Annotated in this window: 8 protein-coding genes; 6 read left to right on the top strand and 2 right to left on the bottom strand. The window is 69.1% G+C overall.

The window, feature by feature from the left end:
• Positions 1-95 precede the first annotated feature (95 nt).
• From ACRDUX_RS19850 to ACRDUX_RS19870, 5 genes are all read left to right on the top strand, one after another.
• Positions 96-1,109 (top strand): D-2-hydroxyacid dehydrogenase, encoded by a 1,014-nt coding sequence (locus ACRDUX_RS19850; protein ID WP_526415728.1) that lies wholly within the window; start codon positions 96-98, stop codon positions 1,107-1,109.
• Entirely contained in the window at positions 1,106-2,509 is a 1,404-nt protein-coding gene (locus tag ACRDUX_RS19855) for an amidase (RefSeq protein ID WP_526415729.1), read from the top strand. Before ACRDUX_RS19850 ends, ACRDUX_RS19855 begins: the two co-directional genes overlap by 4 nt.
• Complete coding sequence (locus tag ACRDUX_RS19860) at positions 2,506-3,006, top strand: DUF3830 family protein (protein ID WP_526415730.1); 501 nt, start codon at positions 2,506-2,508, stop codon at positions 3,004-3,006. Before ACRDUX_RS19855 ends, ACRDUX_RS19860 begins: the two co-directional genes overlap by 4 nt.
• 33 nt (positions 3,007-3,039) lie before the next feature.
• The gene (locus ACRDUX_RS19865; protein ID WP_526415731.1) at positions 3,040-4,287 is read left to right on the top strand and encodes a cysteine desulfurase-like protein; all 1,248 of its coding nucleotides are present in this window, start codon (positions 3,040-3,042) and stop codon (positions 4,285-4,287) included.
• 82 nt (positions 4,288-4,369) lie between these two features.
• Positions 4,370-4,942 (top strand): hemerythrin domain-containing protein, encoded by a 573-nt coding sequence (locus tag ACRDUX_RS19870; protein WP_526415735.1) that lies wholly within the window; start codon positions 4,370-4,372, stop codon positions 4,940-4,942.
• Positions 4,943-4,949: 7 nt separating this feature from the next.
• Here the strand turns inward: ACRDUX_RS19870 and ACRDUX_RS19875 are convergent, their stop codons facing one another.
• Both ACRDUX_RS19875 and ACRDUX_RS19880 read right to left on the bottom strand, forming a co-directional pair.
• A complete protein-coding gene (locus ACRDUX_RS19875; protein WP_526415732.1) occupies positions 4,950-5,666 on the bottom strand; it encodes an NUDIX hydrolase in 717 nt (238 codons plus the stop codon).
• Between the two features lie 68 nt (positions 5,667-5,734).
• On the bottom strand, positions 5,735-6,613 hold the full coding sequence (locus ACRDUX_RS19880; protein ID WP_526415733.1) for a cutinase family protein: 879 nt from the start codon (positions 6,611-6,613) through the stop codon (positions 5,735-5,737).
• Positions 6,614-6,747: 134 nt separating this feature from the next.
• On the opposite strand from ACRDUX_RS19880, the gene ACRDUX_RS19885 reads away from it, so the two are divergent.
• Positions 6,748-7,020, top strand: a complete 273-nt coding sequence (locus tag ACRDUX_RS19885) for a hypothetical protein (protein WP_526415734.1) — start codon at positions 6,748-6,750, stop codon at positions 7,018-7,020.
• The last annotated feature ends 115 nt before the right edge of the window (positions 7,021-7,135 follow it).

Genomic DNA, 7,135 nt, shown 5'->3' on the forward strand with positions numbered 1-7,135 from the left:
GAGTGGACGCATCCATGGGCTTAGTTTGGGGGGCGTACCGCCCAACCGCAACTGATTGTTGACAATCAGACAGTTGCGTTCCTAGCCTCGTAGGTGTGCCGACGCCCAGCGAGTCAGGTCGCGCGACGAGCGGTCGGCGACCGGTCATTGCGGTGCTCTGCGAGCGCGCGACCGACAGACCGCCTGGGCTCGACGGATTGGACGTGGAGTTCCGCTTCTGCACCGCCGACGGACTGGCCGAGGCCGTGCGGGGGGCACAGGGCGTATTACTCTGGCACTTCTTCTCCACCGCGGTCCGCGACGTCTGGGCCGACGCGGGCACCGTCGAGTGGATCCACATCACGGCCGCCGGTGTCGACACCCTGCTCTTCGACGAACTGAGGGATTCCGACGTCCTGGTGACCAACGCTCGTGGCGTCTTCGAACGGCCGATCGCCGAGTACGTGCTCGGTGCGGTGATCGCGCACGCCAAGGACACGCTCGACAGCTTCGATCTGCAACGGCGACACCAGTGGCAGCACCGGGAGACGCGGACCATCGCAGGCGCCAAGGCCCTCGTGGTCGGCACCGGCGCGATCGGCAGGGAGATCGCGCGGCTACTTGGCGCGGCCGGGCTCGACGTGCGCGGGGTAGGTCGTACGGCGCGTACCGGCGACCCCGACTTCGGCGAGGTGGTCGCCAGCGCCGACCTTTCCACCGAGGTCGGCTGGTGCGACTTCCTGATCCTGGCCGCACCTCTGACCGACGCGACCCGCGGCCTGGTGGATGCCGCCGTGCTGAGCGCGATGAAACCCGACGCCCTCCTGGTGAACGTCGCTCGCGGCCCGTTGGTCGACGAGCCCGCACTGCTCGCCGCGCTGAGCGAAAACCGCATCGGTGGTGCGACACTCGACGTGTTCACCGTCGAGCCACTGCCCGCCGAGCACCCGTTGTGGGACGCGCCGAACGTGACGATCACCGCGCACATGTCCGGGGATGTCATCGGCTGGCGCGACACCCTGGCCGCGCAGTACGAGGCGAACGTCCGTCGCTGGCTGGCAGGCGAACCCTTGGTCAACGTGGTCGACAAGAAGCTCGGCTACATCCCCGGAGCCGGAGGTGCTCGATGATTCCGCAGGGCGTCGACCTGGTCGGGCAGTACCGACGCAGGGCGCTCTCGCCGGTCGAGGTCACCAACGCCGCACTCGAGGCGATCGAGCGGCACGACGGCCAGGTGAACGCCTTCGTGCTGGTGGACGCCGATGGCGCGCTCGCCGCGGCGAAGGAATCCGAGGCCCGTTGGCTTGCAGGTGAGCCGCTTGGCCCAGGCGATGGCGTACCGACGTCGATCAAGGACGCGCTGTGGACCAAGGGCTGGCCGACCCTGCGCGGCAGCACGCTGATCGACGAGACGGGCCCGTGGGAGGAAGACGCGCCGAGTGTCGCGAGACTCCGCGAGACGGGTGCGGTCATCCTCGGCAAGACCACCACCCCGGAGTACTCGTGGAAGGGCGTGACCGACTCGTTCCGGTACGGCGTCACCGGCAACCCATGGGACCCCGCCAAGACGGCAGGCGGATCGAGCGGCGGCAGTGCGACGGCGGTCGGCCTCGGCATGGGGGCGTGGTCGGTCGGCACGGACGGGGGCGGCTCGGTCCGCATCCCCGCTGGGTTCACCGGCACGGTCGCGCTGAAGCCGACCTACGGCGTGGTCCCGCTGTATCCGTCGAGTGCGTTCGGCACCCTGTCGCACGCCGGTCCGATGACCCGGTCGGTGCGGGACTGCGCGGCGCTGCTCGACGTGATCAGCGGCTTCGACGCCCGTGACTGGTCGGCCATGCCGCCGCCGACGCGCTCCTTCCTGGACGGCCTCGACGGTGGTGTCGCGGGACTGCGGATCGCGTTCTCGCCAAACCTCGGGTTCGTCCGCAACGACCCCGACGTCGACGCGGCGGTCCGAGCCGCGGTCGGCGTGCTCGCCGATGCCGGCGCCCACGTGGACGAGGTCGATCCGGGATTCGCGGATCCGGTCGAGGCGTTTCACACCCTGTGGTTTGCCGGGGAGGCCCAGGTGCTGGCTGCCTACGGCGATGCCGTCGACGAGCGGGTCGACCCAGGACTGCGGCGGACCGCGGCGGTCGGAGCGGCGAGCTCCGCGGCGGACTACCTGGATGCGACCGCGCTGAGGATGGACCTCGGCGTGTTGATGGGCAGGTTCCACCAGACCTACGACGTGCTGCTGACCCCGACGCTTCCGGTGGCGGCGTTCCCCGTCGGGCAGGACGTACCCGACGGTTCCACCTCGCCGGACTGGACCAGCTGGACCCCGTACACCTATCCGTTCAACCTGACCCAGCAGCCTGCGCTGAGCGTGCCGTGCGGCTTCACCGCCGCCGGACTACCCGTCGGCCTGCAGATCGTCGGCCCCCGGCACGCCGACGCGCTGGTGCTGCGGGTCGGTCAGGCGTACCAGTCCGCCACCGACTGGCATCTGAGAAGTCCGGCACTTCTGACCGAGGAGGTTCGATGAGCAGGTTCATCACGGTGACGCTGGAGAAGCGCGGCGTCAGCTGCGTTGCCCGGCTGCTCGACGACGAGGCGCCCCGTACCAGCGCGGCCGTCTGGGATGCGCTGCCGCTGGCGGCGCCGGTCTTCCACGGCAAGTACGCGCGCAACGAGATCTACACGCTGTTGCCGGCGTTCGCGCCCGCGTCCCCCGGCAAGGAGAACACCACGATCACCCCGATCCCCGGTGACCTGTGCTGGTTCTCGTTCGACTCGGACGATCTCGGCAACCCGGCATACGGATACGAGGACAGCGCCGGGACTGGAACGACCGGTGCGATCGTCGACCTCGCCCTGTTCTACGGCAGGAACAACCTGCTGATCAACGGCGACCAGGGCTGGGTGCCCGGCAACGTGTTCGGCGCCGTCGTCGAGGGCTTCGACGAGATGGCCGCGGCCTGCCAGGACCTCTGGCTCGGCGGCGTCCGCGGCGAGACCCTGAGGTTCAGCCGCCGCGACTGAACGACGGTCGCCGCGATGGGAGAGACTTCGTTCGTGAGCCTCCCAGCCGACGATGTCACCGAATGTTCGACGTTCGACGTCGACGCGATCCGTGGGTGCTTTCCCGCCCTCGGCCCCGTCCTCGGGCAAGGCACGGCCTTCTTCGACGGTCCCGGTGGATCGCAGACCCCGACGGCCGTCGCCGACGCCATCCGGGACGCCATGCTCCGTCCCCTGTCGAACCGCGGAACCGCCACGGCCGCGGCGCGCAACGCCGAGGAAATCGTCGTGCAGTGCCGCCTCGCTCTCAGCGAGCTGCTCAACTCCGATCCTGAGGAAGTGATCTTCGGGCGGAGCATGACGGCGCTGACCTTTGATCTGTCGCGGGCGCTGTCCGCTCGGTGGCAACCCGGTGACGAGATCGTCGTGACACGCCTTGACCACGATGCCAACGTGCGGCCGTGGGTGCTCGCCGCCGCCGCAGCGGGCGCGACCGTCCGCTGGGTGGACTTCGACCCGGCGGACGCCGAACTTCCGGTGGAGAACGTCGAGGCACAGCTCAGCGACCGCACGCGCCTGGTCGCCGTCACCGCCGCGTCCAACCTCATCGGCACGATGCCCGACGTGCGGACCATCGCGGCCCGCGCCCATGCCGCCGGAGCCCTGCTGTTCGTCGACGGCGTGCACTACACCGCCCACGCCGCGGTCGACTTCCGCGCTCTCGGCGCCGACTTCTTCGCGTGCTCGCCGTACAAGTTCCTCGGACCGCACTGTGGCGTCGTCGTTGGCACGCACGACGTTCTCGCCGAGCTGCGGCCCGGCAAGCTGCTGCCCTCCACCGACCGGGTGCCCGAGCGTTTCGAGCTAGGCACGCTCCCCTACGAACTGATGGCGGGCACGACCGCCGCCGTCGACTTCCTCGCGGGCATGACGCGTGCGACCGGGAGCCGCCGCAGCCGACTGCTGGCCGCCTCCAGCGCACTCGAGCAGCACGAGGACGCGCTTCGCCTGCGCATCGAGGCCGGTCTTCGGCAGCTGCCTGGGGTGCGCATCCACTCGCGCGCCGCGCGCCGGACCCCGACGCTGCTCGTCACGTTTGCCGGTCGGGACGCCGCCGAGGTCAGCGCGGTGCTCGCCACGCACGACGTCAACGCACCCGCCGGTTCCTTCTACGCCTACGAGGCGTCGAGAAGGCTCGGGCTTGGCGAGTCGGGTGGCCTGCGGATCGGCTTGGCCCCCTACAACGACGCCGACGACGTCGACCGGCTCCTCGAAGCACTGGCGGCAGCCCTCGGCGAGTGATTCGTAGTTGTCGGACCCCGTAGTAGGTACTTGGATGGACATCAGCGATGCGCTGCCCCGCATCGAAGTCATTGGAGTCGAGATGGTTGACATCACCATGCTGATACTGGCCGACCACGGTTGGTTCCGGGAACAGTTCGCAAAGCTGGACTACCTGCAGGCCGACGACCCGGTCAATCCCAAGGCACTGCAACGGGTTTGGCGTCCTCTCGCGGACAAGCTGGACGTTCATGCCTACATCGAGGAGAAGATCTTCTACCCGCAGTTACTGGAGCGGGGGGCCGACGGTCCCGAGGACGAGACGCTGGATGCGATCGGCGACCACAACGACATCCGGGACGGCGTCCGCGCTGCCGATGCCGCCCCGATCGGTTCGGACGAGTGGTGGTCTGCGGTCGGTGAGGCCAGGAAGGCCAACGACGAGCACATGGGCGAGGAGGAGCGCGAGGGGCTCTCGGACTTCAGGCGTCATGCGTCGGCAGGACTTCGGGATGCCCTCGGCCGTCAGTACCGCGACTTCATGGCGAAGCACCCCACGACGAAGGGGCTGAAGATCGCCGACCGTGATCCGCAGACCTACGTCGACGATGCCGAGGCCGGATCGACACCGCGGCAGAAGGACTCGTCGCTGGGGATCGGCAGCTTGAAGCGCTGAGGTACGCCTACTTCCAGGCGAACAGTGGTTGTTCGAGTTCGTCGACGGGGTCGTGGCGGCCTTCGAGGCACAGCCACCGCAGTTGCAGGAGCACGGCCCCCGTCGGGGCGTGAATCAGGTCGTTTCCCAACGGGATCTGTACGACCGGACGCGGGCTCTCCGGGATGGTGACGAACCGCGGCGAGTCGTCGCGCTGCAGTTGATGCAATCCCACCCGGTAGACGGCCACCACCTCAGCGGGTGAGGGCCGGGGATCGAGGCGTCCGCCGCCCCAGATCACCACCGGGGTGATGACGTATCCCGACCGCGTCGGGTAGTCGTCGAGCAGGCCCAACACCGTCGAGTCCGACAATCCGATGCCGACCTCTTCGTCCAGTTCCCGCAGCGCAGCGTCGACCACGCTCTCCCCAGGGTCGAGGCGGCCGCCTGGCAACGCCCACTGTGCGGCGTGCGAGCTGAGGCGAGATGCCCTGCGGCACAGCAGAAAGGCGGCGCCGCCCGACACCCCGACCATGCGGCCGTCGAGACCCTCCCCCATCGGCCTGCCGTCGATCCAGTCGTCCACGGGCGCCGGGTCGACCCTGTCCTCGCCGACTTCGGAGTCGACAAGCACCACCGCGACAGCCGCGTGCCGCTTCGTCGGGTCGGTCACGGTACGGCGGTCGTGGTCCGCCAGATGTGCCCCGATTTGCCGCCGAAGCGCGTCGTCGTAAGTGATCGTCACGGCTCGACGATAGGCGGGGCGTGCCGAGTCACTTCCGGGGCCTCGGGGGTCAGCCTGCGCCGTTCGCCTCAGCCGATCGCGGCCGTCGGCGCGGGAGTCGCCCTCATCACCAGGCTGTAGAGCGGGGTGACCCAGGCGTGCGACCCGCTTGCCATTGGCATGTACGAGGTGTGGATCGCGAGTGAGGCGGGCGACATCGCGTCCGTGGTGGAGTCCGGGTCGTAGTCGCAGACCGGATCGCCCACGTCGCAGATGCTGAGGGTGCGGGCACCGATCGACAACGGCAACTTCGAGGTGGGGGCGGACGCCAGGAACGAGTGCTCCTGCGCGACACCCTTGCCGACGCCGGGCGTGATCGCCGTCGAGCCCATGTCGATGGTGTTGTCGCCAGGCAGTCGGTCACCGTCGGCGACCAGCAGCGCGGCCGCCACGTGCGGGTCGTCGGCCAGATCTTCGAGGTTGCGGTGGATCACCATGGCGCCCTGCGAATAGCCGGCGAGCACCACCATGGTGTTGGGGCACTGCTTGGTGAATGCCGTGAGCTGGTCGCCGGCCGCGGCCGTGCCCTCCTTGACGCTGTCCATGAAGTCCATCCAGCCACCCACCCCGCCGTCGAGCGGAACCGGCGCCGCGGGGTATTGAACGGCCTCGGCGGTGATGGTCCGCCCGCTCGCCGCCAGGTCTGCCTGCAGCTGCAGATACGACTGGTAGACGACGCCGCCCATACCGCCGTTGGCGGTCAGCTGCGCCCCGTCACGCTGTCCCGAACCCGCGGCGCCGATGAAGTGGTAGTCCCCACACCCGGGTGCTGCGGACGCGGTCCCCGTAGACAATCCGGCCAGTCCTGCCACCGCCACGACGGCCACCACGACGGCCAGTCCCATCCGACGAATCACCACGAATGCCCTCCGACCCTGCTGGCAGCCGGTATGTAGTAGTGCTGCCATTCTCAGTCCTTTGATCGCTCCCCGGGCTACCTCGCGTTACAGCTTGACCGACCTGGCTAACGACTCACAGTCGTTCTGGTCACGAACGGGGTTCGGTCCTGCCGGCCCGGTGGACGCGGTGGTTGGATCGGCAGGTGGTCGAACCGTCGCAGATGATGTGGCTGCTCGTCGCGTTCGCGGTGACCGCCGCAACGTTCTCGGGCCTCGGATTCGTCATTGCACGGCGAAACAAGCGACCCGCGCGCGGCCTGTTCGCCCTCGGCGTCGTCTGCGGTGCGGTGGCAGGCCCGATCCTGCAGCGACGGAGCAGGCACCTTCGCGCGCTTCGGGGCGCCACCAGACGCGCTGATCGTTTCGTCGCGCGCGTGCTCGCCCTCGCAGCGCGCCGCCAGTCGAGTCGGCGGTGACCGAACTTCCCACCGGCGTCCGAGCGATGACTGCCCGCGGGCCGCGGTGGCAGCAGTGGGTCGACGAGCTCGCAGCCGTGACCCGGAGTCACCTCGAGCAGAGGGAGTTACGGCC

It is taken from the genome of Mycobacterium sp. (genome assembly GCF_050701675.1).
GTDB lineage: Bacteria > Actinomycetota > Actinomycetes > Mycobacteriales > Mycobacteriaceae > Mycobacterium.